The 24,954-nt window shown below is 67.7% G+C and carries 24 protein-coding genes; 18 read left to right on the top strand and 6 right to left on the bottom strand.

All coding sequences use genetic code 11. From position 1 onward, the window contains the following. The first annotated feature begins 7 nt into the window (after positions 1-7). The 17 genes from rsmH (at position 8) to ACSFA7_RS29530 (ending at position 19,646) form a co-directional block, all read left to right on the top strand. Positions 8-931, top strand: coding sequence for a 16S rRNA (cytosine(1402)-N(4))-methyltransferase RsmH (gene rsmH, locus ACSFA7_RS29610; RefSeq protein ID WP_435502647.1), 924 nt, complete (start codon positions 8-10; stop codon positions 929-931). A 94-nt stretch (positions 932-1,025) separates the two neighbouring features. Continuing rightward, positions 1,026-1,373 (top strand): cell division protein FtsL, encoded by a 348-nt coding sequence (ftsL, locus tag ACSFA7_RS29605; protein ID WP_093441368.1) that lies wholly within the window; start codon positions 1,026-1,028, stop codon positions 1,371-1,373. After that, complete coding sequence (locus ACSFA7_RS29600) at positions 1,370-3,124, top strand: peptidoglycan D,D-transpeptidase FtsI family protein (RefSeq protein ID WP_435502646.1); 1,755 nt, start codon at positions 1,370-1,372, stop codon at positions 3,122-3,124. The genes ftsL and ACSFA7_RS29600 overlap by 4 nt, the downstream gene beginning before the upstream one ends. A 2-nt stretch (positions 3,125-3,126) precedes the next feature. Continuing rightward, positions 3,127-4,689: a UDP-N-acetylmuramoyl-L-alanyl-D-glutamate--2,6-diaminopimelate ligase gene (locus ACSFA7_RS29595; protein ID WP_435502645.1), complete on the top strand. Its 1,563-nt coding sequence runs from the start codon at positions 3,127-3,129 to the stop codon at positions 4,687-4,689. Then, positions 4,686-6,125 (top strand): UDP-N-acetylmuramoyl-tripeptide--D-alanyl-D-alanine ligase, encoded by a 1,440-nt coding sequence (locus ACSFA7_RS29590; protein WP_435502644.1) that lies wholly within the window; start codon positions 4,686-4,688, stop codon positions 6,123-6,125. The genes ACSFA7_RS29595 and ACSFA7_RS29590 overlap by 4 nt, the downstream gene beginning before the upstream one ends. Before the next feature lie 22 nt (positions 6,126-6,147). Continuing rightward, positions 6,148-7,326 carry a phospho-N-acetylmuramoyl-pentapeptide-transferase gene (mraY, locus tag ACSFA7_RS29585; RefSeq protein WP_435502643.1) on the top strand — a complete coding sequence of 393 codons (1,179 nt, stop codon included), beginning with the start codon at positions 6,148-6,150 and terminating at the stop codon, positions 7,324-7,326. A 10-nt stretch (positions 7,327-7,336) separates the two neighbouring features. Beyond that, positions 7,337-9,535 (top strand): UDP-N-acetylmuramoyl-L-alanine--D-glutamate ligase, encoded by a 2,199-nt coding sequence (gene murD, locus ACSFA7_RS29580; protein WP_435502642.1) that lies wholly within the window; start codon positions 7,337-7,339, stop codon positions 9,533-9,535. After that, a complete protein-coding gene (gene ftsW, locus ACSFA7_RS29575) occupies positions 9,532-10,833 on the top strand; it encodes a putative lipid II flippase FtsW (RefSeq protein WP_435502641.1) in 1,302 nt (433 codons plus the stop codon). The genes murD and ftsW overlap by 4 nt, the downstream gene beginning before the upstream one ends. Next, the gene (gene murG / locus ACSFA7_RS29570) at positions 10,830-11,894 is read left to right on the top strand and encodes an undecaprenyldiphospho-muramoylpentapeptide beta-N-acetylglucosaminyltransferase (RefSeq protein ID WP_435502640.1); all 1,065 of its coding nucleotides are present in this window, start codon (positions 10,830-10,832) and stop codon (positions 11,892-11,894) included. The genes ftsW and murG overlap by 4 nt, the downstream gene beginning before the upstream one ends. After that, positions 11,891-13,363, top strand: coding sequence for a UDP-N-acetylmuramate--L-alanine ligase (murC, locus tag ACSFA7_RS29565; protein WP_435502639.1), 1,473 nt, complete (start codon positions 11,891-11,893; stop codon positions 13,361-13,363). The genes murG and murC overlap by 4 nt, the downstream gene beginning before the upstream one ends. After that, positions 13,360-14,331, top strand: a complete 972-nt coding sequence (locus tag ACSFA7_RS29560; protein WP_435502638.1) for a D-alanine--D-alanine ligase — start codon at positions 13,360-13,362, stop codon at positions 14,329-14,331. Before murC ends, ACSFA7_RS29560 begins: the two co-directional genes overlap by 4 nt. Positions 14,332-14,333: 2 nt before the next feature. Next, positions 14,334-15,122: a cell division protein FtsQ/DivIB gene (locus ACSFA7_RS29555; protein ID WP_206177277.1), complete on the top strand. Its 789-nt coding sequence runs from the start codon at positions 14,334-14,336 to the stop codon at positions 15,120-15,122. Positions 15,123-15,144: 22 nt separating this feature from the next. Continuing rightward, positions 15,145-16,374, top strand: coding sequence for a cell division protein FtsA (ftsA, locus tag ACSFA7_RS29550; protein WP_013539446.1), 1,230 nt, complete (start codon positions 15,145-15,147; stop codon positions 16,372-16,374). Between the two features lie 170 nt (positions 16,375-16,544). Next, positions 16,545-17,765, top strand: coding sequence for a cell division protein FtsZ (gene ftsZ, locus ACSFA7_RS29545; RefSeq protein ID WP_280809426.1), 1,221 nt, complete (start codon positions 16,545-16,547; stop codon positions 17,763-17,765). Positions 17,766-17,966: 201 nt separating this feature from the next. Further along, complete coding sequence (lpxC, locus tag ACSFA7_RS29540) at positions 17,967-18,890, top strand: UDP-3-O-acyl-N-acetylglucosamine deacetylase (protein ID WP_435502637.1); 924 nt, start codon at positions 17,967-17,969, stop codon at positions 18,888-18,890. Positions 18,891-18,917: 27 nt separating this feature from the next. Next, a complete protein-coding gene (locus ACSFA7_RS29535) occupies positions 18,918-19,094 on the top strand; it encodes a hypothetical protein (protein ID WP_172672175.1) in 177 nt (58 codons plus the stop codon). Between the two features lie 69 nt (positions 19,095-19,163). After that, positions 19,164-19,646: a hypothetical protein gene (locus tag ACSFA7_RS29530; protein WP_435502636.1), complete on the top strand. Its 483-nt coding sequence runs from the start codon at positions 19,164-19,166 to the stop codon at positions 19,644-19,646. Between the two features lie 4 nt (positions 19,647-19,650). On the opposite strand, the gene ruvC is transcribed toward ACSFA7_RS29530, so the two are convergent. Genes ruvC through ACSFA7_RS29515 form a run of 3 tightly spaced genes read right to left on the bottom strand, consistent with a single transcriptional unit; the run spans position 19,651 to position 22,062 of the window. Further along, positions 19,651-20,199, bottom strand: coding sequence for a crossover junction endodeoxyribonuclease RuvC (gene ruvC / locus ACSFA7_RS29525; RefSeq protein ID WP_257862084.1), 549 nt, complete (start codon positions 20,197-20,199; stop codon positions 19,651-19,653). Positions 20,200-20,204: 5 nt separating this feature from the next. Then, on the bottom strand, positions 20,205-21,194 hold the full coding sequence (locus tag ACSFA7_RS29520; protein WP_435502635.1) for a phosphatidate cytidylyltransferase: 990 nt from the start codon (positions 21,192-21,194) through the stop codon (positions 20,205-20,207). Positions 21,195-21,198: 4 nt separating this feature from the next. Next, a complete protein-coding gene (locus ACSFA7_RS29515; protein WP_435502634.1) occupies positions 21,199-22,062 on the bottom strand; it encodes a lysophospholipid acyltransferase family protein in 864 nt (287 codons plus the stop codon). 9 nt (positions 22,063-22,071) lie between these two features. On the opposite strand from ACSFA7_RS29515, the gene ACSFA7_RS29510 reads away from it, so the two are divergent. Further along, on the top strand, positions 22,072-22,494 hold the full coding sequence (locus tag ACSFA7_RS29510; protein WP_435502773.1) for a ribosomal maturation YjgA family protein: 423 nt from the start codon (positions 22,072-22,074) through the stop codon (positions 22,492-22,494). Here ACSFA7_RS29510 and mtgA read toward each other — a convergent pair. From mtgA to ACSFA7_RS29495, 3 genes are read right to left on the bottom strand one after another with little or no spacing between them, the layout of a single operon-like run. Continuing rightward, a complete protein-coding gene (mtgA, locus tag ACSFA7_RS29505) occupies positions 22,460-23,203 on the bottom strand; it encodes a monofunctional biosynthetic peptidoglycan transglycosylase (protein ID WP_435502633.1) in 744 nt (247 codons plus the stop codon). The two genes, ACSFA7_RS29510 and mtgA, sit on opposite strands and share 35 nt — an antisense overlap. A gap of 4 nt (positions 23,204-23,207) precedes the next feature. Continuing rightward, a complete protein-coding gene (aroE, locus tag ACSFA7_RS29500; protein ID WP_435502632.1) occupies positions 23,208-24,065 on the bottom strand; it encodes a shikimate dehydrogenase in 858 nt (285 codons plus the stop codon). 17 nt (positions 24,066-24,082) lie between these two features. Continuing rightward, a complete protein-coding gene (locus ACSFA7_RS29495) occupies positions 24,083-24,934 on the bottom strand; it encodes an energy transducer TonB (protein WP_435502631.1) in 852 nt (283 codons plus the stop codon). Between the last annotated feature and the right edge of the window lie 20 nt (positions 24,935-24,954).

Below are 24,954 nucleotides of genomic sequence, written 5' to 3'. Positions count from 1 at the left end.
GACCCACGTGAACACCCCATGGACCCATACGACCGTCTTGCTGAACGAAGCGGTGGAAGCCCTTCTTTCCGGCAGCACGGCAGCCACCGGCACCTACGTGGACGCCACCTTCGGTCGGGGAGGGCACGCGCGGGCGATCCTCGCGAGGCTGGCGCCGGAAGGCAGGCTGATCGCATTCGACAAGGATGCGGAAGCGGTGGCCGAAGCAGCGCGCATCTCGGATGCGCGTTTTTCCATCCGGCACCAGGGATTCCGCTCGCTGGGGGAGCTGCCCGATGCGAGCGTCAACGGCTTGCTGATGGATTTGGGCGTGAGTTCGCCGCAAATCGACAACCCGGTGCGCGGCTTCAGTTTTCGATTCGACGGCCCGCTCGACATGCGCATGGACACCACGCGCGGCGAGAGCGTGGCCGAATGGCTGGCAACGGCCGAACTTCAGCAGATTGCAGAGGTGATCCGTGACTATGGCGAAGAACGGTTTGCTGTTCAGATTGCAAAGGCGATTGTTGCTCGCCGACAAGAACGGGGCGCAATTTCAACCACCACCGAACTGGCCGAGCTCGTGGCTGGCACGGTCAAAACCCGCGAGCAGGGCCAGAACCCTGCAACGCGCACATTTCAGGCTTTTCGGATTTTCATCAACGCCGAGCTTGAAGAGCTGCAACAGGCGCTAGAAGCGAGCCTGTCCGTGTTGCAGCCCGGAGGCCGGCTCGCTGTGATCAGCTTCCACTCGCTGGAAGACCGCATCGTCAAGCAGTTCATCGCCAAGCACTCGAAGGAGGTCTACGACCGTCGAGCGCCTTTTGCTGCGCCCAAGGTGATGAAGCTCAACGCGCTCGAGCGCATCAAACCGTCCGAAGACGAAGTGCGCGGCAACCCGCGCTCGCGCAGTGCCATCTTGCGTGTGGCCGAACGCACGGAGGCCCTATGAGCGCCGCCCGGCCGCCCGAAGGCGCTCGCCCCCTCGCTTGCGAGGGGGTTGGCGGAGCCACGCAGTGGCGCAGCCTGGGGGAGGTTCTCTAGTCATGGCCCGCCTGAACCTGCTCCTGCTGATGGCCGTCATCGCGACGTCGCTCTATCTCGTCCATACGCAGTACCGCTCGCGCCAGCTCTACACCGAGCTCGACCGCGTGCAGCAGGAGGCGCGCCGCCTGGAAACCGACCACGACCGCCTGCAGGTCGAGAAGCGTGCCCAGGCCACGCCGCTGCGCGTCGAGAAGCTCGCCAAGGAGCAGCTGCAGATGCGCACCACCACGCCGGCCATCACGCAGTACGTGCGCCCGGACGGCTCGGTGATCCCGGCCGTCGCGCCGCTGCCGCCCGTGACGCCGCCCAAGCCGGCCGCCACCACCGCCAGGGGGGCTGCACGATGAGCCGCCGCGACCGCAGCGTTCGCTACACCACCAGCCCCTTGCTCGCGAGCAAGACGCCGGTGTGGCGCAGCAAGTTCATCGTCGCGGGCATCGCGTTCGGCTTTGTCATGCTGGCGGGGCGCGCGGCGTACGTGCAGGTCTTCAACAACAGCTTCTTCCAGCGGCAGGGCGAGGTGCGCTTCGCGCGCACGCTCGAGCTGCCGGCCAACCGCGGCCGCATCCTCGACCGCAATGGGCTCATCCTCGCTTCCAGCGTGGTGGCGCCCAGCATCTGGGCCATTCCCGAAGATATCGAGCGCGACGACCCCGAGGTGCGCGCCAAGCTCAAGCAGGTGGCCAAGCTCTTGGAGATGCCGCAGAAGGACTTCGACAAGAAGCTGCAGGACGAGGACAAGACCTTCGTCTGGATCAAGCGCCAGGTCGACGAGCCCATCGCCAAGCAGATCGCCGCGATGAACCTCAAGGGCATCTACCAGCGCAAGGAATACAAGCGCCAGTACCCCGAAGGCGAGGCGGCCGCGCACGTGGTCGGCTTCACCAACGTGGAGGACAGCGGCCAGGAAGGCATCGAGCTCGCCTTCAACAAGGAACTGGCCGGCAAGGCGGGTTCGCGCCGCGTCATCAAGGACCGCCTGGGCCGCGTGGTCGAGGGCGTCGGCGACATCGTGCCGCCGCTCGATGGCCAGGACATCCAGCTGAGCGTGGACAGCAAGGTGCAGTTCTTCGCCTACCAGAAGCTGCGCGACGCGGTGACGGCCCGCAAGGCCAAGGCCGGCAGCGTGGTGGTGCTCGACTCCATCACCGGCGAGGTGCTGGCGCTGGCCAACTACCCGAGCTACGTGCCCGACAAGCGCCAGAACCTCACCGGCGAACAGCTGCGCAACCGCGCCGTCACCGACACTTTCGAGCCCGGCTCGACCATGAAGCCCATCACCGCCGGCATGGCGCTGGAAGCCGGCCGCGTGAAGCCTTCGACGCTGATCGAAACCAGCCCCGGCCGCTACCAGCTGGGCGGCTTCACCATCAGCGACACGCACAACTACGGCACGCTCACGGTCGAGGGCGTGATCCAGAAGTCGAGCAATGTCGGCGCGCTCAAGATTGCGCAGAAGATGACGCCCCACGAAATGTGGGACACCTACACCGCGCTCGGCTACGGCCAGAAGCCGCAGATCCAGTTCCCCGGCGCGGTTACCGGGCGCCTGCGTCCGTGGAAGACATGGAAGCCGGTCGAGCAGGCCACCATGGCCTACGGCTACGGCCTGTCGGCGTCGCTGTTCCAGATGGCGCATTCGTACACCGCGTTCGCGCACGACGGCTCGATCATCCCCGTCACGATCCTCAAGACCACCGAGGCGCCGGTCGGCGTGCGGGTGTTCTCGCCCTCCAACGCGCTGGCCGTGCGCAAGATGCTGCAGATGGCCGCCGGCCCCGGCGGCACCGGCACGCGCGCGCAGACGGTCGGCTACTCGGTCGGCGGCAAGTCGGGCACGGCCCACAAGCAGGTCGGCAAGGGCTACGCGAGCAACAAGTACCGCGCCTGGTTCACCGGCATGGCGCCCATCGAGAAGCCGCGCATCATCGTCGCGGTGATGATCGACGAGCCCAGCGACGGCCAGTATTTCGGCGGCGTGGCTGCGGCACCCGTGTTCAGCGAAGTCGTGCAGCAGACCCTGCGCATGATGAACGTCGCGCCCGACCTGGCGGTCAAACCCCTTGTGATGACGCAGGGCGTCGACGAGAGCTTCTGAGCATGCTGACACTCACATCCCCCCAACTGGCCGCGCTCTGGCTCAAGGAGCGTGTGCAGGGCGCGCTGCATGCCGACAGCCGGCCCGTGGGCGCGGGCGACGGCTTCATCGCCTGGCCCGGCGCCGCGACCGACGGGCGCAAGCACGTGGCGGCCGCGCTCGCGCAGGGCGCTGCGGCCTGCCTGGTCGAGTACGAGGGTGTCGATGCCTTCGGCTTCGATCAAAGTGAATACAGCGATCGCATCGCGGCCTACCCGGGCCTGAAGGCCGCCACCGGCCCGATCGCCTCGGCCTTCCACGACAACCCCTCGGCGCTGCTCGACGTGCTGGCCGTGACCGGAACCAACGGCAAGACCTCCACCGCGTGGTGGCTGGCCGAATCGCTTTCCACGCTGCGCGCGGCCGGCGGCGTTCGCGCGATGCGGCCCGACGGCACCATGGAGCGGAGCGCGCCGTCGCCCTGCGCCGTGATGGGCACGCTGGGCATCGGCGTGCCGCCCGATCTCACCTACACCGGCCTCACCACGCCCGACCCCGTGATGATGCAGGGCGAATTGCGCGTGCTGGTCGAGCGCGGCTTCGGCGCCTGCGCCATCGAAGCCTCGTCGATCGGCATCGCCGAACGCCGGCTCGACGGCGCGCGGATCGCGGTCGCGGTCTTCACCAATTTCACGCAGGACCACCTCGACTACCACGGCAGCATGGATGCCTATTGGGAAGCCAAGGCCGAGCTGTTCCGTTGGCCGGGCCTGCGTGCCGCGGTGATCAACATCGACGACATGCACGGCGCGAGCCTGTGCGCGAACCTTGTCGATGCCGGCATTGGCGCGCTCGACGTCTGGACCGTGTCGGCCGGCGGCAAGGCCGCCCGTCTCGCGGCGCGCGACATCGGCTACGACGCGCAGGGGCTGCAGTTTTCGGTGGCCGAACACGGCACCGCGTCGGTCGAGCGACTTTCCACCGGCCTCATCGGCCAGTACAACGTGGCCAACCTGCTCGGCGTGCTCGGCACGCTGCGCGCGCTGGGGCTCTCGCTGTCGCAAGCCGTGGCGGCCTGCGGCAATCTCACCAGCGTGCCCGGCCGCATGGAGCGTGTGAGCGTGGCCGGCAACATACCGCTCGCCGTGGTCGACTATGCCCACACCCCCGACGCCCTCGACAAGGCGCTCGCCGGCCTGCGCCCGCTGGCGCAGCAGCGCGGCGGCGCGCTCTGGTGCGTGTTCGGCTGCGGCGGCGACCGCGATCCGATCAAGCGCCCGATGATGGCCGCCGTGGCCGAGCGCCAGGCCGATCACGTCGTCGTGACCAGCGACAACCCGCGCAGCGAAAAGCCCGACGCGATCATCAGCCAGGTGCTGCGCGGCTTCTCGCGCCCCGAAGTTGCCCAGGTGCAGTCCGACCGCGCGGCCGCCATTGCCGACGTGATCGCGCAGGCCGCGCCGCAGGACGTGGTGCTGATCGCCGGCAAGGGCCACGAGGCCTGGCAAGAGATCGCGGGCCAACGCATTCCGTTCTCCGACAGGGCCCATGCGCTGGACGCGCTGACGAAGCGAGGTGCGGCATGACGGATATGACGCCGCTGAACATGACGCTCGCGCAAGCGCAGCAATGGATTCCCGGCTCCCGCCTCGTGGGCGACCCGGCGACGGTGATCGCGCGCGTGCACACCGACACCCGCACGCTGGCCGATGGAGACCTGTTCGTCGCGCTCAAGGGCGAGCGCTTCGACGCCAACGATTTCCTGGCCCAGGCCAAGGAGCACGGCGCTGTCGCCGCCATCGCCCACCACGGCCTCGAAGCCGCCGGCCTTGCGGGCCTCGAAGTGCCCGACTCTCTGGTTGCGCTCGGCGCGCTCGGCGCGGGCTGGCGCGCGCAGTTCGAGCTGCCGCTGATCGCGGTCACCGGCAGCAACGGCAAGACGACCGTCACGCAGATGATCGCGGCGATCCTTGTCGCCTTCCGCGCAGACCGCGCGCTGGCCACGGCCGGCAATTTCAACAACGAGATCGGCGTGCCGCTCACGCTGCTGCGCCTGCGGGCGCGCCACCAGCACGCGGTGCTGGAACTGGGCATGAACCACCCGGGCGAAATCGCGCGGCTGGCCGCCATCTCGCGTCCGACCATCGCGCTGGTCAACAACGCCCAGCGCGAACACCAGGAATTCATGGCCACCGTCGAGGCGGTCGCCATCGAGAACGCCGCCGTGTTCGCGGTGCTGCCCGACGACGGCACGGCCGTCTTTCCATACGGCGACACCTTCACCTCGCTCTGGACCGACATGGCGCATGACGGCGGCTCGCGCCGCTGCATGACCTTCGGCGAAGACGAGGGCGCCGACATCTCGCTGGACAGCGCCGAATGGAAGCAGGGTGCCTGGGCCGTGCGCATCCGCACGCCGCTGGGCGCCTTCGATGCGCAGCTGCACATCGCCGGCCGCCACAACGTGGGCAACGCGCTGGCCGCCACCGCCTGCGCGCTTGCGGCGGGCGTGCCGATCGAGCGCATCGCCGAGGGCCTGACGGCCTTCGAGCCGGTCAAGGGCCGCTCCAAGGCCAGCGAGGTCGTGCTGTCGAACAAGCACACGCTCACGCTGGTCGACGACAGCTACAACGCCAACCCCGATTCCGTGATCGCCGCCATCGACGTGCTCGCGGGCCTGCCCGGTCCGCACCTGCTGGTGCTCGGCGACATGGGCGAGGTCGGCAACCGCGCGCCCGAGTTCCACGCCGAGGTCGGCGCCTGGGCGAAGCAGCGCGGCATCGAGGCCGTCTACACGCTCGGCACCGAGACCGCGCACACCGTCGCGGCCTTCGGGGACACAGAAAACGGCCGTCATTTCGGCGACTACGACGCACTGCACGCCGCCGTGCTGGCGCGCCTGCCGCTGGTCGGCAGCGTGCTCGTCAAAGGCTCGCGCTTCATGAAGATGGAGCGCGTGGTGCAGGCGATCGGCGATCTCGCGCAGTCACATCCCAAAACAACAAAAGGAGGCCGGTCATGACGCATGAGCCGCGCGACACCACATGCTGATGAGTCTGGCCCAATGGCTGCAGACGCTTTCGCCCGAGTTCGGGTTCTTGCGCGTTTTCCAGTACCTCACTTTCCGCGCGCTGATGGCCGCGCTCACGGCGCTGGTCGTCGGCCTGGTGGCCGGCCCGTACGTCATTCGCCGCCTCGCCGCGCTCAAGATCGGCCAGCCGGTGCGCGGCTACGGCATGGAGACGCACCTCACCAAGAGCGGCACGCCCACCATGGGCGGCGTGCTGGTGCTGTTCGCGATCGCCTTCGCCACGCTGCTGTGGTTCGATATTTCGAACCGCTTCGTGTGGATCGTGCTGTGGGTGACGATGGGCTTCGGCGCCATCGGCTGGGTCGACGACTGGCGCAAGGTGGTGCGCAAGGACCCCGAAGGCATGCGCTCGCGCGAGAAGTATTTCTGGCAGTCGGTGGTCGGCCTGCTCGCGGGCTTCTACCTGCTCTTCAGCATTTCCGAGAGCTCCAACTGGCGCGTGCTGCAGCTGTTCTTCGCCTGGGTGCAGTCGGGCTTCGACCTGGACTTCCCGCCCAAGATCAACCTGCTGGTGCCCTTCTTCAAGGAAGTGAGCTACCCGCTGGGCGGCATCGGCTTCGTGATCCTCACGTACCTCGTGATCGTGGGCGCGAGCAACGCGGTCAACCTGACCGACGGGCTCGACGGCCTGGCGATCATGCCGGTGGTGATGGTGGGCTCGGCGCTGGGCGTGTTCGCCTACGTCACGGGCAGCGCGGTGTACTCCAAGTACCTGCTGTTCCCCAACATCCCGGGCTCGGGCGAACTGCTGGTGTTCTGCTCGGCGATGGCCGGCGCGGGTCTCGCGTTCCTCTGGTTCAACACGCATCCGGCGCAGGTCTTCATGGGCGACGTGGGCGCGCTCGCGCTCGGCGGCGCGCTGGGCACCATCGCGGTGATCGTGCGCCAGGAGATCGTGTTCTTCATCATGGGCGGCATCTTCGTGGTCGAGGCGATCTCGGTGATGGCGCAGGTCATGTACTTCAAGTACACCAAGAAGCGCTACGGCGAAGGTCGCCGCGTGCTCAAGATGGCGCCGCTGCACCACCACTTCGAGAAGAGCGGCTGGCGCGAGACGCAGGTCGTGGTGCGCTTCTGGATCATCACGATGCTCCTGTGCCTCGTGGGTCTTTCGACGTTGAAGCTGCGGTGAGAAAGAACCGATGCGCCATCTGAAAGACCTCCCCGTCCTCGTCCTCGGCCTCGGTGCGTCCGGGCTGGCGATGGCGCGCTGGTGCGCGCGCCACGGTGCGGTCGTGACCGTGGCGGACACGCGCGAGGCGCCCGCCGCGCTCGCGACGCTGCAGGCGGAGTTGCCCGAGGTGACTTTCATCGGTGGGCCGTTCTCGGCCGCGCTGATCGAGGGCACGCCGATCCGTGCGGTGTACCGCTCGCCGGGGCTGTCGCCCGAGACCATTGCGCCGGTCGTCGACGCGGCGCGGGCTGTGGGCCTCACGGTCGGCGGTGAACTCGATCTCTTTGCGCGCGCGCTGCTGGATCTGCGAACGGTCGAAGTGCCGGTGGTGGAAGAAGCCGCGGCCGAGCCTGAGGCAGCGGCCGAGCAATCGGTTGTGGAAGCGCCTGTGGAACCTGCCGAAGCGCAGGCCGAGTTGGCCTTGAGCGTTGAGCCGGAAGAAGCTGCGCCCGCTGAAGCCACCGAAACCCCTGGCACGCCGGAAGTCCCTGCAGCGGCAGAAGAGCAGGTCGCAGTTGAAGCGGCTGCGGCTGTCGAGGCGACCGAAGTGCCCGAAGCCGCCGAAACGGCTGAAGTGCCTGCGCAGACCGTCGAGTCCGTTGCCGCAACCGAAAGCACGGAAGCCACCGAAGCCGCGCCCGAACCCGCAACCCCCGCGATGGCGGAGGCGATGCCGCGCGATCCTTCGCTGAGCGTGCCGGTTTCGCCGCCTGCGGAAGAAGCAGCACCGGCTGCAGAAGCCGCAGCAGCCACCGATGCCGCGCCCGAAGCGACGACAGCCGTACCGGCGCCCGCCACCGGCTCCCGCCTGCCTGCCACCGGCAAGCCCTACGTCCCCACGGCCGCCCGCGAGGCCGCCGACTTCGTCGCCAAGATCGCCGAGCTCTCCGCCACCAACCCGGCCTCCGCCGCGGTGGAAGAAGAGCCGACGGCCCAACTGCCCCTGGTGCCGATCGAGGAACCGCCGGCACCCAAGGGCTATACCCCCGCGGTGCTCGCCGTCACCGGCACCAACGGCAAGACCACCGTCACCGCGCTCACCGGCCAACTGGTGGAGCGCGCGGGCAAGACCGTGGCCGTGGCCGGCAACATCGGCCCCACGTTGCTCGATACGCTCGCTGCACACATCGACGCCGAAACGCTGCCCGATGTCTGGGTGCTCGAGCTCTCCAGCTTTCAGCTCGACGGCGTGCAGGGCTTCGAGCCGACCGCCGCCACCGTGCTCAACCTCACGCAGGACCACCTCGACTGGCACGGCGACATGTCGGCCTACGCTGCGGCGAAGGCGCGCATCTTCGGTGCGAAGGGCCTGATGATCCTCAACCGCGACGACACGGGCGTGATGGCCATGCTGCCGCCGCCCATCCGGGTGAAGCTGCAGCGTCCGCAGATCCGCGCGCACGTCACCTTCGGCAGCGCGATGCCGCTGCGCCCGGGTGACTACGGCATCGAGCGCATCAACGGTGTCGCCTGGCTGGTGCGCGCGCTCGAAGCCGACGAAACGCAGAAGCGCAAGCGCGGCGCGGTGGTCGAAGAAGAAATCTTCTTCCAGCGCCTGATGCCCGCCGACGCGCTGCGCATCCGCGGCCGCCACAACGCCATGAACGCGCTGGCCGCGCTGGCGCTCGCCACCGCCGCCGACTGCCCGCTCGGCCCGATGCTCTATGGCCTGCGTGAATACCGCGGCGAGCCGCATCGCGTGGAGCCGATCGCGCTGATCGACGACGTCGAGTACTTCGACGACAGCAAGGGCACCAACGTCGGCGCGACGGTTGCCGCGCTGAACGGCCTGGGCGAAGACCGCCGCGTGGTCGTCATCCTCGGCGGCGAAGGCAAGGGCCAGGACTTCGAGCCGCTCGCCGCGCCTGTGGCCCAGCACGCACGCGCCGTGGTGCTGATCGGCCGCGATGCGCCGCTGATCGAGGCCGCGCTCGCCAACACCGGCGTCTCGCTGATGCATGCCGCCTCGATGGACGAGGCGGTGAAGCTCGCCACTGCGCGCGCCAACCCCGGCGATGCCGTGCTGCTGTCACCGGCCTGTGCGAGCTTCGACATGTTCAACGACTACGAGCACCGCGCGGAAGTTTTCCGCGAGGCCGTGCAGACGCTCGCGGACAACCCGCGCGGCATGTCGATCGACGGTTCGTCCCCGGAGGAAACGCTGTGAACTCCGCTGCTGCAGGCGCCTCGACGCCCGACACCCGCACCAGCCGCTTCGGTGGCTGGTTCAGGCGCGCCCGCAGCGGCATCGATTCGCTGCCCGTGCACCTGCCGGTGCGGCTGGGCGGTGCCGGCATCGCGCAGACCAAGGCCACGCCGATGCGCGTGCTGGGCTTCGACCAGGCGCTGGTCTGGGTCACCGTCGCGCTCCTGACCTGGGGCCTGGTGATGGTGTATTCGGCTTCCATCGCACTGCCCGACAACCCGCGCTTCGCGCGCGCCGGCTACAACGCCTCGTTCTTCCTCACGCGGCATGCGGCGTCGGTGGTGTTCGCCTTCATCGCGGCGCTGCTGGCCTTCCAGATCCCGATGAAGACCTGGGAGCGCGCCGCGCCCTGGCTCTTCGTGGCCTCGCTGCTGTTGCTGGTGGCGGTGCTCATTCCGCACATCGGCATCAGCGTGAACGGTGCGCGGCGGTGGCTGCCGATGGGTTTCATGCGCTTCCAGCCCTCCGAGCTCGCGAAGGTGGCGATGGTGCTCTATGCCGCCAGCTACATGGTGCGCAAGATGGAGATCAAGGAGCGCTTCTTCCGCGCCGTGCTGCCGATGGGCATTGCGGTGGTGGTGGTCGGGATGCTGGTGATGGCCGAGCCCGACATGGGCGCGTTCATGGTGATCGCGGTGATCGCCATGGGCATCCTCTTCCTGGGCGGCGTGAACGCGCGCATGTTCTTCGTGATCGCCGCGCTGGTGGTGGTGGCCTTCGGCACCATCGTCGCGACCAGTCCGTGGCGCCGCGAGCGGATCTTCGCGTACCTCGATCCGTGGAGCGAGGAGCACGCGCTCGGCAAGGGCTATCAGTTGTCGCACTCGCTGATCGCCATCGGGCGCGGCGAGATCTTCGGCGTGGGCCTGGGCGGCAGCGTCGAGAAGCTGCACTGGCTGCCCGAGGCGCACACCGACTTCCTGCTCGCCGTGATTGGCGAGGAGTTCGGCCTCGTCGGCGTGCTGTTGATCATCGGCCTCTTCCTCTGGCTCACGCGTCGCGTCATGCACATCGGCCGCCAAGCCATTGCGCTGGACCGCGTGTTCTCGGGCCTGGTCGCTCAAGGCGTCGGCGTGTGGATCGGTTTCCAGGCCTTCATCAACATGGGTGTGAACCTCGGCGCACTGCCGACCAAGGGTCTGACCTTGCCGCTGATGAGCTTCGGCGGCTCGGCCATCCTGATGAACATGATCGCGCTGGCGATCGTGCTGCGCATCGATTACGAGAACCGCGTCCTCATGCGCGGAGGCCGCGTATGACCGGCAGGACCGCACTCGTCATGGCCGGCGGAACTGGCGGCCACATCTTCCCGGGCCTCGCCGTGGCCGAGGCATTGCGCGAGCGCGGCTGGCGCGTGCACTGGCTGGGCGCGCCCGGCAGCATGGAAGAAAAGCTCGTGCCGCCGCGCGGCTTCGCGTTCGAGCCGGTCCAGTTCGGCGGCGTGCGCGGCAAGGGCCCGCTCACGCTGTTCCTGCTGCCGTTGAAGTTGCTGCGCGCCTTCTGGCAGAGCTTTCGCGTGGTGCGCCGCGTCAAGCCCGACGTGCTGGTGGGCCTGGGCGGCTACATCACCTTTCCGGGCGGAATGATGGGCGTGCTGCTCAACAAGCCGCTGGTGCTGCATGAGCAGAACTCGGTCGCGGGCCTGGCCAACAAGGTGCTGGCGGGCGTGGCCGACCGCGTGTTCACCGCCTTCCCGAATGTGCTGAAGAAGGCGCAGTGGGTGGGCAACCCGTTGCGCGCGGCGTTCACCTCGCAGCCCGATCCGGCCGCACGCTTCGAAGGACGCACCGGTCCGCTCAAGCTGCTCGTGGTGGGCGGCAGCCTCGGCGCACGCGGCCTCAACACCGTGGTGCCGCAGGCGCTGGCCCGCATCGAGCCGGCCACGCGCCCGCAGGTGCTGCATCAGAGCGGCGCCAAGCAGATCGACGAACTGCGCGCCAACTACACGGCCGCGGGCGTCGAAGGCGAACTCACGCCATTCATCGAAGACACCGCGCAGGCGTATGCCGACGCCGACATCATCGTCGCGCGCGCCGGTGCCAGCACCGTCACAGAAATCGCGGCCGTCGGCGCAGCAGCGCTGTTCGTGCCTTTCCCCTCGGCGGTCGACGACCACCAGACCACCAACGCGCGCTTCCTCGTGGACGCGGGCGGCGGCTGGCTGGTGCAGCAGGCCGACCTCACTCCTGAATTGCTGGCTGATTTGCTACAGAAAACCGAGCGCACCGCGCTGATCGAGAAGGCCGCCAAGGCCAAGACCATGCAGAAGACCGAAGCTGTGGAAGCCGTCGTCCGCGCCTGCGAGGAGCTTGCCAAATGAAGCACGCGATTCGTCACATCCATTTCGTCGGCGTCGGCGGTTCGGGCATGAGCGGCATCGCCGAGGTGCTGCTGAACCTGGGCTACAAGATCACCGGCTCCGACCTGTCCGACAGCGCCACGCTGCGCCGGCTCGCGGGCCTGGGCATCGGCACCTTCGTGGGCCATGCGGCCGCGCACATCGACGGCGCGGACGCGGTCGTCACCTCGACCGCGGTGCAGTCGGACAACCCCGAGGTTCTGGCCGCGCGCGATAAGCGCATTCCGGTCGTGCCGCGCGCGCTGATGCTGGCCGAGTTGATGCGCCTCAAGCAAGGCATCGCGATCGCGGGCACGCACGGCAAGACCACGACCACGAGCCTCGTGGCGAGCGTGCTCGAAGCGGCCGGACTCGACCCGACCTTCGTGATCGGCGGACGCCTGAACAGCGCCGGCGCGAATGCACAGCTTGGCAGCGGCGACTACATCGTGGTCGAGGCCGACGAGTCGGACGCCTCGTTCCTGAACCTGCTGCCGGTGATGGCGGTGGTCACGAACATCGACGCCGACCACATGGAGACCTACGGGCACGACTTCGCGAAGCTCAAGAAGGCCTTCGTCGACTTCCTGCACCGCATGCCGTTCTACGGCGTGGCCATTCTCTGCACCGACGATCCCGCGGTGCGCGACATCGTGGCCCAGGTCACCTGCCCGGTCACCAGTTACGGCTTCGGCGAGGACGCGCAGGTGCGCGCGATCGACGTGCGCGCCGTCGGCGGCCAGATGCACTTCACCGCGCAGCGCCGCAACGGCGTGACGCTGCCGGACCTGCCCATCGTGCTGAACCTGCCGGGCGAGCACAACGTGCGCAATGCGCTGTCGGTGATCGCGGTGGCGGTCGAGCTCGGCATTCCCGATGAGGCGGTGCAGCGCGGGCTCGAAGGCTTCAAGGGCGTGGGCCGCCGCTTCCAGAGCTACGGCGAAGTGCGCGTGCCGGGCGATGCCGGCAGCTTCACCGTGATCGACGACTACGGCCACCACCCGGTCGAGATGGCGGCCACGATCGCCGCGGCGCGCGGCGCGTTTCCGGGCCGCCGGCTGGTGCTGGCTTTCCAGCCGCATCGCTACACCCGCACGCGCGACTGCTTCGAGGATTTCGTGAAGGTCATCGGTACCGCCGATTCGGTGCTGCTCGGCGAGGTCTATGCCGCCGGCGAGGCGCCCATCGTGGCGGCCGACGGCCGCACGCTGGCGCGCGCGCTGCGCGTGGCCGGCAAGGTCGAGCCGGTGTTCGTCGACGACATCGCGGCCATGCCGCAGGCCGTCCTGGACAACGCCCGCCCGGGCGACGTCGTGCTGTCCATGGGCGCTGGTTCCATCGGCGCGGTGCCGGGCAAGGTGGTCGAACTCGGCGGCGCCGCGACAGCAGCAGCGGCCGCGCCATCGTCAACAACATCGGAGCGCGTCTCGCGCAAGGGGAGGGCATCGTGAGCCTTCAGGATCCAAAACGCTTCGGCAAGGTCGCCGTGCTGTTCGGCGGCAGTTCCGCGGAACGCGAGGTCTCGTTGATGTCGGGCAACGGCGTGCTAGAGGCGCTGCGCTCGCGCGGCGTCGATGCGCATGCCTTCGATCCGTCCGAGCGCGAACTGGTCGAGCTCAAGCGCGAAGGCTTCGCGCGCTGCTTCGTCGCGCTGCATGGCCGCCATGGCGAGGACGGCACGGTGCAGGGCGCGCTCGAGCTGCTCGGCATTCCCTACACCGGCTCGGGCGTCATGGCCTCGAGCGTGGCGATGGACAAGGTCATGACCAAGCGCATCTGGCAGGCCGACGGCCTGCCGACGCCCAAGTACGTGCGCCTGGCCTTCGACCAGCAAAGCCGCGAGCAGATCATGGTGGTGCCCGATGTGCTCGGCCTGCCGCTGATCGTGAAGCCGCCGCGCGAGGGCTCGTCCATCGGCGTGACCAAGGTCGAGGGCTACTCGCAGATGCAGGACGCGGTCACGCTCTCTGCCAAGTACGACGCCGACGTGCTCTGCGAGGAGTTCATCGATGGCGAGGAAGTGACCTGCGCCGTGCTCGGCCAGGGGCTCGACGCGCGCGCGCTGCCGGTGGTGCGCATCGCCGCGCCCGAAGGCGCCTACGACTACCAGAACAAGTATTTCACCGACGTCGTGCAGTACAAGTGCCCGAGCGGCCTGCCGGCCGACGAGGAGCACGAGATCCAGCGCATCACGCTGGCCGCGTACCACACGCTCGGCTGCCGCGGCTGGGGCCGCGCCGACGTGATGATCCGCGCCAGCGACCGCAAGCCCTTCCTGCTCGAGATGAACACCTCGCCCGGTATGACCAGCCATTCGCTGGTGCCGATGTCGGCGCGCGCGGCGGGCATTCCTTACGAAGAGCTGTGCCTGCGCGTGCTGGCCTCCGCTTCGCTGGATGCCAAGGGAGGAGCGCAATAGCCATGGCCGACAGCATCCCCGTGCCCTTCGACGTCAAGCTCATGAACATCGTGGCGAACCTCGCGTTCGTGGCGGTGGCGCTCATGCTGCTTGCCGCGGGCGCGTGGTGGGTGCTGCGCCAGCCTTTCTTCCCGCTCGCGGGGATCAAGGTGGACGGCGAGGTCACGCACAACAACGCGGTCACGCTGCGCGCCAACGTGGCACCGCAGCTGTCGGGCAACTTCTTCACCATCGACCTGGCGCGTGCGCGCACCGCCTTCGAGGCGGTGCCGTGGGTGCGCAGTGCGGTGGTGCGGCGCGAGTTCCCGAACAAGCTGCGCGTGACGCTGACCGAGCAGGTGCCCGTGGCCAGCTGGGGCGACGAGGCGGGCTCGAAGCTGATCAACGGCTTCGGCGATGTGTTCGAGGCGAACGTCGCCGAGGTGGACGAGAACCTGCCGCGCCTGGACGGCCCGATCGAGCAGGCCGGGCAGGTGCTCGGCATGTACCGCGTGCTTGCGCCGCAGTTCCAGCCTTACGACTTCGGCATCGACGAGCTCACGCTGTCCAGCCGCGGCAGCTGGAAGGTGGTGCTGGACAGCGGTGCGCAGATCGAGCTGGGGCGCGGGCAGAGCGAAGAGGTGTCGGCCAGGCTGCAGCGCTTCCTGAAGACCGTGACCCAGGTCGCGGGCCAGTACCACCGCACGGTGGCCGACGTCGAAGGCGCCGATCTGCGCCACAACGACGCGTATGCATTGCGGCTGCGCGGCGTCACCACGGTCTCGCCAGAGGCCCCAAGAAGAATCAAGTAGCGAATACCGAGGACATATTTCAATGCCCAAAGAATACAAAGACCTGGTCGTAGGACTGGACATCGGCACCGCCAAGGTGATGGTGGTCGTGGCCGAAGTGCTGCCCGGCGGCGAGCTCAAGCTCGCCGGGCTCGGCATCGCGCCGAGCAATGGCCTGAAGCGCGGCGTGGTGGTGAACATCGACGCCACGGTGCAGAGCATCCAGCAGGCGCTCAAAGAGGCCGAGCTGATGGCCGACTGCAAGATCAGCCGCGTCTACACCGGCATCACCGGCAGCCACATCCGCGGCATCAATTCGAGCGGCATGGTGGCGGTGAAGGACAAGGAAGTGACGCCCGCCGACGTGGCCCGCGTGGTGGAGACCGCGCGCGCGATCAACATCTCGAGCGACCAGCGTCTCCTGCTGGTGGAGCCGCAGGAGTTCGTGATCGACGGCCAGGACGTGAAGGAGCCGATCGGCATGAGCGGCATGCGGCTCGAAGCGAAGGTGCACATCGTGACCGGTGCGCAGAGCGCGGCCGAGAACATCATCAAGTGCGTGCGCCGCTGCGGCCTCGAAGTCGACCAGCTGATGCTGAACCCGCTGGCCTCCAGCCAGGCGGTGCTGACCGAAGACGAGCGCGAGCTGGGCGTGGTGCTGGTCGATATCGGCGCGGGCACGACCGACGTGGCGATCTTCACCAACGGCGCGATCCGCCACACGGCGGTGATCCCGATCGCGGGCGACCTCATCACCAGCGACATCGCGATGGCGCTGCGCACGCCCACCAAGGACGCGGAAGACATCAAGGTCGAGAGCGGCTACGCCAAGCAACTGCTGGCCGACCCCGACCAGCAAGTGGAAGTGCCGGGCCTGGGCGACCGCGGTCCGCGCATGCTGAGCAAGCAGGCGCTGGCCGGCGTGATCGAGCCGCGCATCGAGGAGATCTTCTCGCTCGTGCAGCAGGTGGTGCGCGAATCGGGCTACGAAGAGGTGCTCTCTTCGGGCGTGGTGCTCACCGGCGGCAGTGCGGTGATGCCCGGTATGGTCGAGCTTGGCGAAGACATCTTCCTCAAGCCGGTGCGCCGGGGCATTCCGAAGTATTCGAGTGCGTTGTCCGACATGGTGGCGCAGCCCCGCGCGGCAACCGTGATGGGCCTGCTCGAAGAAGCACGCTTCGCACGCATGCGCGGCTTCAAGGTCGCGCAGAAGAACGGGTCGGTAAAGACTGCGTTCGGACGTTTCAAGGACTTCATCGTGGGGAACTTCTGACCATGAACCACTCCCCACTCTGGCTCGCACGCGGCAGTCCGCCGTTGCATTTCAACGAGCGATGGCGACGAACAGGTCCACCATCGTGACGACGCTCTCGTTGAACACGTCACGGCAAAAGAATTATTCATAGATACAAAACGGCAACTGCAATATTCAAGGAGTTAGAAATGACCATCGAAATGATCGAAGTCGAAGAATTCAACCAAGGCACGCAGATCAAGGTGATCGGTGTGGGCGGCGGTGGCGGCAATGCCGTCGCGCACATGATGGAGCGTGGTGTGCAGGGCGTGCAGTTCGTGTGCGCCAACACCGACGCGCAGGCGCTCACCCGCAGCAACGCGAACAAGATCATCCAGCTGGGCACCAGCGGCCTGGGCGCCGGCAGCAAGCCCGACAAGGGCCGTGAAGCCGCAGAGCTCGCGGTGGACGAGATCCGCGCGGCCATCGACGGCGCGCACATGCTGTTCATCACCGCCGGCATGGGGGGCGGCACGGGCACCGGCGCTGCGCCGGTGATCGCGCGCATCGCCAAGGAAATGGGCATCCTCACCGTGGGTGTGGTGACCAAGCCCTTCGACTGGGAAGGCGGCCGCCGCATGAAGAACGCGGACGACGGCCTGGCCGAACTCGAAGCCAATGTCGATTCGCTGATCGTGGTGCTCAACGAGAAGCTGCTCGACGTGCTCGGTGAAGACATCACCCAGGACGAAGCCTTCGCGCACGCCAACGACGTGCTCAAGAACGCCGTGGGCGGCATCTCGGAAATCATCAACGAGTACGGCGGCGTGAACGTCGACTTCGAAGACGTGCGCACCGTGATGGGCGAGCCGGGCAAGGCCATGATGGGCACGGCCGCGGCCGCAGGCCCGGACCGCGCGCGCATCGCAGCCGAACAGGCCGTGGCCTGCCCGCTGCTCGAAGGCATCGACCTCTCGGGCGCCAAGGGTGTGCTGGTGCTGGTGACGGCATCGAAGGGTTCGCTGAAGCTGAACGAGTCGAAGCTCGCGATGAACACCATCCGCGCCTACGCCTCGCCCGATGCGCACGTGATCTATGGCGCCGCCTACGACGAAGCCCTGGGCGACGAGATGCGCGTGACCGTGGTGGCCACGGGCCTGTCGCGTGCGGACGCACGCCGCCAGGCGCCGACGCTGGAAGTCATCCGCACCGGCACCGACAACATTCCGTTCAACGTGCCCACCATGGGCGGCGTCGGCCACACCAGCGGTCACGGCGGCGGTGGCAACCAGCCGAACTACGACGGCATGGCCGTTCCCAGCGTGTGGCGCACCAACCGCACGATGGCTGCGGCCAAGGTGGATGCGCTGTCGTCGGGCGGCATGGACGATTTCGAGATCCCGGCATTCCTGCGCCGTCAGGCCGACTGACGGAAGGCGACCGAACGCTCAGGGCACGAAGGTTCGCAAGGGGTACAGGGAAGACCTGAAAGGGACTTCCGCTGGCTCTAGGCGCTGCGTTCACTTCGTGCCCTTTGCGTCCATCGTCTGGATTGCGTAGAACCGATGTCTATCGCTGCCATAGCGAGGGGAATAGGCCGCCACAGCCGTGGCGCGCCTAAAATCCCCGGCGTGCTGCAACAACGAACCCTCAAGTCGATCAGCCGCGCCGTGGGCGTGGGGCTCCACAGCGGGCAACGCGTGGAACTGACCCTGCGACCGGCTCCGGCCGATACGGGCATCGTGTTCCGCCGCGTTGATCTGCCCGAGCCGGCTGAAATCCGCATGACCGCCGAAGCGGTCACCGACACGCGCCTCGCCTCCACGGTCTCGACCGGCGGCGCGAAGGTGCAGACGGTCGAGCATTTGATGTCGGCCTGCGCGGGCCTTGGCATCGACAACCTCTACATCGACATCACGGCTGACGAAGTGCCGATCCTCGACGGATCGGCTTCGTCCTTCGTGTTCCTTCTGCAAAGCGCGGGCATCGAGCTGCAGAAGGCGCCGCGCCGCTTCATCCGCGTGACCCGCAAGATCGAGGTGCGCGAAGGCGAGGGTGCCAACGAGAAGTGGGCGAGCCTGGAGCCCTACCACGGCTACAAGCTGAGCTTCGAGATCGACTTCGATCACCGCGTCGTCAACTCCACCGGCCAGCGCGTGGAGTTCGACCTGGGCACCGATTCGTACAGCCGCGACATCGCGCGTGCGCGCACCTTCGGCTTCACGAAGGAACTCGAGTACATGCTCAGCAAGGGCCTGGCGCGCGGAGGCGGTCTGGACAACGCCATCGTGATGGACGACACCAAGGTGCTCAATGTGGGCGGCCTGCGCTACGACGACGAGTTCGTGAAGCACAAGATCCTCGATGCGATGGGCGACCTGTACATCATCGGCAAGCCGCTGCTCGCAGCCTACACCGCGTTCCGTTCGGGCCATGCGCTCAACAACAAGCTGCTGCGCGAACTGCTCGCGAACAGCGACGCGTACGAGGTCGTGACCTTCGACGACGAGAAGCGCGCACCGCGCGGCTTCGGCGAAGTGGCGCGGGCCTGGTAAGCGGGCTCTCGCCAGTACGCTCCCCCCATGCTTCTTTTTCGCTGGGCCATCTTGCTGCTTCTGCTGGTGGCCGGCGTGTCATTCGCGTTCTATGCGGGCACCGGACAGGCGAAGTACCGGCGCGTCGGCTGGATCGTGCTCAAGTGGACGCTGCTCGCGGCCTTCGGCTTCTTCGCGGTGCTGATCGCCGAACGCGTGGCCTAGTTTTTTCTTCTCCGTTCGCGTGTCCGGAAACGGCATGCGGGACGAGAGGCGCGGGCGCACGATGGCGCCATGAACACACAGCCTGAACAACCCACGAGGAATCCGTTCGGCGTCCAGGATGCCCCGGACCCGGACGGCCCCGATGTGGAGGAATTTGCCGACGGCGTCGAGCTGGGCGGCGGCACCGACGATCCAAATGCAGAGGCATGGGGCGCGGTGATCGATGAGGTTCCGGATTCGATCGCGGGCGCGTGGTCCAGTCGTTGGAACGGCGGCGCGGACCCGACCATCCCCGGCGACAGCGCAGAGGCCTGGAAGCAAGGCAAGGCGATGGTCAAGGTAGCCGGCGGACGCTTCTACCTGATGTTCGACTGGGGCAACGGCGAACGCCATGCCTTGCTCGATGTCCGCTACATCGCACCCGACACGCTGGTGGGCCGCTACATCAACCTGAGCAGCCCCGACATCACGCGCCCCTGGGTCGGGCTGATCGTGGACAACCGGCGCATCGACGGACGCTGGACGAACGGACGCCTGGACTTCCGCAGGTAGTCGGTCAGCGTGAACGCCCTTGCCGGTAGGTGCCGGCATGGGTCTTCGACAACTCCGCGGCCTCGGCCAGCCGCGCCATCGACCGGCCGACCTGCGCATGCGTGATCGCGATGCCCAGCGCGTCGGCTGCGTCGGCGCCGGGCAATCCGGGCAGGTCGAGCAGCCGCTTCACCATCTCCTGCACCTGCGCCTTGGCAGCCTGGCCGTGGCCCGCCACTGCCTTCTTCATCTGCAGCGCGGTGTACTCGGCCACCGTGAGGTTGCTGTTCACCAGCGAGGTCACGCATGCGCCGCGCGCCTGTCCCAGCAGCAGCGTCGACTGCGGATTGACGTTGACGAAGATGATTTCCACCGCCGACGCATCGGGCTGGTAGCGCGCCGCGATTTCCGCGATGCCGTCGAACAGCACCTTCAGGCGCGCCGGCAGGTTGCCGCTCCCCAGGTGCCGGGTGCTGATGGTGCCGCTGGCCACATAGCGCAGTGCGTGGCCGTCCGCATCGACCACGCCGAAGCCGGTGGTCGTCAAGCCAGGATCGATGCCAAGAATTCGCATGTCTGTCAGGCGTTGAAGTACCAGCGAATGGAGTGGAAGAAGATCGGTGCCGCGAAGCACAGCGCATCGACGCGGTCCAGCAGGCCGTTCGCGCCGGTCACGCCCACGCCCTTCTTGCCCCAGTTCGGAATGCCGCGGTCGCGCTTGAGCGCCTTCATCACCAGGTGCCCCATCGACCCCGCGATGCAGGCGATGACCGACACCGCGAGCGCCTGGCCGAACTTGAACGGCGTGATGAACGAGAACAGCGCGCCCACCAGGCTCGCGACCGCGATGCCGATGCCCCAGCTGGTCCAGTTGAAGCTGCGGCTCACGTTCGGTGCGAAGGGCGCACGCTGCGTGCGGCGCGAGATGAGGTGCTGCACCAGCACCGAGGTCTGCACCACGAACACCAGGAAGAACACGAGGAACGCGCTCTTGCCTTCGTAGCCCGGAAAGCTCAGCAGCAGCAGCGCCGGCACATGGCTCATGCCGTAGACGCAGACCATGATGCCCCACTGCAGCTTGGCGTTGCGCTCGAGGAAATGGCTCGGATCATTCGCCAGCGCGCTCGCCACCGGGATCGCGAGGAACACGTAGACCGGAATGAACACCGTGAAGAGATCGAAGCGCGCCGTGGCCACCAGCCAGAACTGGATCGGCAGCACCACGAAGAACGCGAGGATCAGGCTGCGGTGGTCGCCGCGCCGCGTGGGCGAGAGCGTGATGAACTCGCGCAGCGCGAAGAACGAGATCAGCGCAAAGAGCACCGTGGCCACCGTCTCGCCCAACGCCCAGCCGATCCAGAAGACCAGCACCATGAACCAGGTGGTGCCGAGCAGCGCGCGAAAGTGCGCGAGCTCCGCTTGCCAGGTGGCGTCGTGCACCGGATTGCGCTTTTCCCTGAAGCTCAGGAAGAAGGCGGTGGTGCTGATGATCACCAGCAGGCCGAAGACGATTAGGAACAGGGCCGCGACCTGTTGGGTCGGGGTGAGGCTGCGCAGGAACTGGTTCATGTCGTCAGACGTCGCGCAAGGCGATGACCGCGGCACGCGCGCGATCGAGGAAGGGGCGGCGCTCCTCGCCGTCCTCGACGCGGATCGGCGCGCCGAAGGTGACGGAGCAAAGAATGGGCACCGGCACGATCTCGCCCTTGGGCATGACGCGCTGCACGTTGTCGATCCAGGCCGGCACGAGCACCACGTCGGGGAACATCGTCGCGAGCGTGTAGAGGCCCGACTTGAACTTCTGCGGCTCGCCCGTGTGGCCGCGCGTGCCTTCGGGAAAGATGATGATCGAGTCGCCGCTGCGGAGGGCCTCGACGAGTGGCGCGAGAGGATCGGAGGGAGGCGGTGCGGGTTCGGTCGGTGGCGCCGGTTCCGCAACGAACGGTAGCGATGCAGCAGGCTGAGGGGGCGGTGGGGGCGCCGGAAGATCGAGCTCGCCTTGCAGTTCGTTCACGGGCTCGGCACGCGGCGCTTCGGCGACAGGCGATGTGGCTGGCAGCAGCGGCTCCATCGAAGGCTCGATGCGCTCGATGGGCGCTGCAACGACAGCAGGTTCAGTCTGTACCGGTTCGGGCACGGCAGCTGCGGCCGGCGTCGTGGCAGCGCGCTCCACATACACCGCGTTGAACACCTCCGTCGTGATCCAGCGCTTGACCGGCGTGTTGGCCCAGTAGTCGCGCGCCGCGATCGGCCGTGTGATGCTGCGCAGTTCCTCGGGCAGGGCCGCCCAGATCATCACGAGGTCGGCGTGGCTCTGGTGGTTGGCGAAATAGATGCGCTGCTCGGCCTTCGGTGGACAGCCGTACCAGCGCGCCTGCGCACCGGTGAGCAACCGGACGATTCCCAACAACAACCAACCTGTGAGCTTTGCCAGCATATGGGCGCGATGATACGGGCCATGCGATGGCGATTCGATCCTCTTTCACTGGCTTGGGCGGTGGCCCTGTTCATTGTTCTTGCGCTGCTGGCCACCGTCGGCGCGCGCTGGGGGTGGCTGCGAAGTTTCTTCGGTGATGTGCTGGCGGTGGTGTGGGTCTACTTCGTGTTCAAGACCTTCGTTGCCGCGCGCGTCCTGCCACTGGCACTGGCCGCGCTCGGCGTGGGCTATGCGGTGGAGCTGGGCCAGTTCCTCGCGTCCGCCTGGCACCTGCATATTCCGAATCGGGCCCTGCGCATCGTGCTCGGCAGCACGGCCGACTGGTGGGATGTGGTGGCCTACACGATCGGCTTCGCGGCCGTGCTGGCCCTCGAAGCGCTGCGTGCGAAGTTCGGGGTCAGGGCAGCTCGGCCGACGACATCCGCGCCATGACCGTCGACGCCCGTCCGCTGAGGTACGGCGAGCCGGGCCGGCGCTCGAAGAACTTGGGGCTCGGCAGCATCACCGCGAGCCGCGCGGCCTCGTTCGCGCTCAGGCGCGAAGCGGGCTTGCGGAAGTAGTACTGCGAGGCAGCCTCGGCACCGAACACGCCTTCGCCCCACTCGACGTTGTTCAGGTAGATCTCCAGGATGCGGCGCTTGTCGAGAAACACCTCGAGCAGGGTCGCGAGCACCAGTTCCTGGCCCTTGCGCAGCATCGTGCGTTCGCCCGAAAGCAGCAGGTTCTTTGCCAGCTGCTGCGTGATGGTGGAGCCGCCGCGCAGGCGCACCGGCTGCATTGGCTTGCCGCGTGCCACGGCCCGTGCTGCGCGCTTGGCGGCCAGCTCTTCGGCCTTGGCATTGCGCTGGCGCGCGCGTTCGATGGCTTCCCACTCCACGCCGTTGTGATCGACGAAGCCGGCGTCTTCGCTCGCGATCACGGCGCGCTTGAGCGTGTCGTTGATCTGTGCATACGGCACCCACTCCTGGCGCCAGCCGCCCTCGCTGCCCTTGTGGATGGCGACCTGCCAGGCCTCGGAGCGCTGGAATGCGGTGCTCTGCGGATCGACCACCGCCATGGCCGCGATGCGCACGACGAAGAACAACTCGAGTGCGAGACCCGCCACCACGAGGCAGGCAATGAGGCGCAGCACGGCCTTCATTGGGTCAGTGGCCGGCGGCGAGCGATGCGCGCAGCTCGGCCAGCACCTGCGCAGAAGGCGGTCGCACGCCACGCCAGATCTCGAACGACTCGGCCGCCTGCTCGACCAGCATGCCGAGTCCGTCGCGGGGCACGGCGCCATGCGCCTCGGCCCAGGCCATGAAGCCTGCGGCTGCGGGGCCGTACATCATGTCGACCGCGAGCGCGCCGGGGCGCAGCACCTGCGCGCTCACCGGCACCGCGTCGCCCGCCAGGCTGGATGCGGTGGCGTTGACCACCACGTCGAAGCTGCCTGGCACTTCGTCGAGCGCCCAGGCTTCGAGCGTGGCGCCGTGGCCGAGCGCGAGTGCGGCATGTCGCTGGACCACCGCGACCGCCTTGTCGATGGTGCGATTGGCCACCACGATGCGCGAGGCGCCCGCGTCGAGCAGTGGGCCGAGCACGCCGGCGGCGGCACCACCGGCGCCGATCAGCAGCAACTCCTTGCCCGCCAGCGGCACGCCCGCATTGCGCACGATGTCGTTGACGAGGCCGATGCCGTCCGTGTTGTCCGCATGGATGCTGCCATCGGCCTCGAAGCGCAGCGTGTTGACCGCCTGCGCGAGCAGGGCACGCTCGCTGGTGTGCTGCGCCAGGGCGGCAGCTTCGAACTTGAAGGGCACGGTGATGTTGCAGCCGCGCGCGCTGTCGCCGCGCTCGGCGGCTTCACGGCGGAATGCGGCGATGCCTTCGGCGAAGGCGCCGAGCGGAATCAGTCGGCGGCCGTAGTCGATCTGCTGGCCGCAGAGTTCGGCAAAACGGGCATGGATGCGCGGCGAGCGGCTGTGCTCGACGGGGTTGCCCATGACGCAGTACAGGTCCATGGTTGCAGCCTCGCTACTTATTGGGAGATTTCCATCGTGCCGTCGCGCGCGAAGCGGAACGTGCCCTGGATCACCATCTGGTCGGCTTGCTCCTGGCGCATCGCGGTCGTGAATTTGCCGAAGTTGCCGGTGCTGCGAACGATGGCCTGCGCCCGGCGGTCGAGCGCGATGTTGCCCGAGCTCTGGTCGACCACGGTGGCGAGCACGTTGCCGTCGAAGTTGACGGTCACCGTCATCTTGAGTTCGCCGTACAGCTTCTTGCCGGCCAGCTCGGGGAAGTTTTCCGCGGCACGCGCCTCGACGCGGCGCAGCATGGTGTCGACGTACACCGCGAAGGCGGCTTCGCGTGTGGACGGGCTGATGTAGCGCTTCTTGGGGCGCGAGTTCTCCTCGTTCACCCGGCGCTCGATCTGGGCCAGCAACTCGACCATCTGGCGGCGCTTTTCTTCCTGCGCAGCGGCTTCGGTCGGATCGCCCGCGTTGCGCGGATCGCGCACCGGCATGGCGGCGATGTCGCGCTTGAGCTGCGTGATCATCTGCATCTGCTCGGCCTGCAGGGCGTCGACCTGTTTGCGCGCGTCTTCGAACGAATCACCCACGGCGGTGAAGCTCGACGGCGGCAGCGGGCTGGTCGCGCGCCCCTTGTCGAGGTCCCCGCCGCCCGCGAGCGAGGTCTGCGCCATCAGCTTGGCATTGGCGTCGGGCCGCTCCTTGGTTTTGCTGTTGACCAGGATCACCTCGAGCGGCGTGTCGGTGAACGCGCGGTTGAACGACTCGGGATCGACGAAGCGCACCGCCAGCAGCGCGGCATGCGCAATGACCGACACGCCCAGGGCTATCTGCAGCGTGCTGAGGTCCTTGAAGTTCATTCTCGAAACTCCTCCAGGGG

It is taken from the genome of Variovorax trehalosi, from assembly GCF_051216415.1.
Classification (GTDB): Bacteria; Pseudomonadota; Gammaproteobacteria; order Burkholderiales; family Burkholderiaceae_C; genus Variovorax.
Note: the sequence above shows the minus strand (reverse complement) of the source record. Positions and strands in the feature narration are given on the sequence as shown.